Source organism: Blautia sp. CAG:257 (genome assembly GCF_000433815.1).
Classification (GTDB): domain Bacteria; phylum Bacillota; class Clostridia; order Lachnospirales; family Lachnospiraceae; genus Blautia_A; species Blautia_A caecimuris.
The window spans coordinates 1-994 of record NZ_HF998996.1; the positions used below are offsets into that span (position 1 = coordinate 1).

Below are 994 nucleotides of genomic sequence, written 5' to 3' on the forward strand. Positions count from 1 at the left end.
GCTGATACCGTCTGGATTGTGCTTTTCCTTTCTTTTTGTTCCCTTTAATTAGCCATGAACTGTTTCATGCCCTGGCTTTTCGCACCGGGGTTGTCGTTGCCGTAACCTTCCAGCAGGTTGATGACACCCCAGATGCCGAGACCAGCGCCCAGAGCGATAACGAGGGTCTGAAGAACGGTGATAGCCTGATTGAAAAATGCCATAAATTATAGTTAGCCGGAATCATTTGAAAAGTTTGATTTAGTCATTCATAGGCATACAAAAGCCGGAACAATCGGCACCCGGTTTCCGGGGCCTGATTCCGGCTGTCCTCCTTTTTTCATTATTTTTTGGTGATTGTCCGCTTTGTACGCCGATGGCCCCATCCGGGGCGGTTGAGGCGGGTAGATAAGATCACTCCTTTCACAGCGGAACAGATTTACACGCCCTCTGCGTCTACTTCATACACATCGTAGACCTCGTTGGGCTTGAGCTTGAGCCGGGTGGACAGGAACGCCTCGATGTCAAAGGCGTTCTTGGGGTCCGCGTCGGCGGTGTACGGGTAATTGGGGTGCTTGGTGATGTCGTACTTGTCCGAGAGGAAAGGCCGCACACCGCGCAGCTGGAGGATACACTTGCCGCCGTCCATGACGGCCAGTTCATCCTGGCTCATAAGCTCTTTGCCGAGCTTTTGGTAGTTAAGAGAATGGGATGTCTCGCGGCCCCGGCTCTCGCCGGTGTTGTAGGTGTCGATGGTCTCCTTGCCCAGCACGGCGGCCAGCTCCTTGAGGGTTGTCGGCTCTTTGCCGCCCAGGAAGATGGAGGTATCCATGTTGCCGATGATGGTATCGGCGTTGTCCTTGTAGATAGCTTTGAGCTGGGACTGTGCTTGCAGCACCAGGCAGGCGGAAATCTCACGGCTTCGGATGGTGGCAACCAGCTTTTCCAGCCGAGGGATCTGTCCAATATTGGCGGCCTCGTCAATGAGGCACCGCACATGGACCGGCAGCCGCCC

General features: G+C 54.7%; 2 protein-coding genes. Both read right to left on the reverse strand.

Features of this window, described 5'->3' with window-relative positions; translation table 11 throughout:
- Positions 1 to 44: 44 nt before the first annotated feature.
- Entirely contained in the window at positions 45 to 203 is a 159-nt protein-coding gene (locus QVP40_RS02095) for a Maff2 family mobile element protein (RefSeq protein ID WP_118021242.1), read from the reverse strand.
- Between the two features lie 215 nt (positions 204 to 418).
- A partial coding sequence (locus QVP40_RS02100) for a type IV secretory system conjugative DNA transfer family protein (RefSeq protein ID WP_288200200.1) occupies positions 419 to 994 on the reverse strand: 576 nt, incomplete at its 5' end.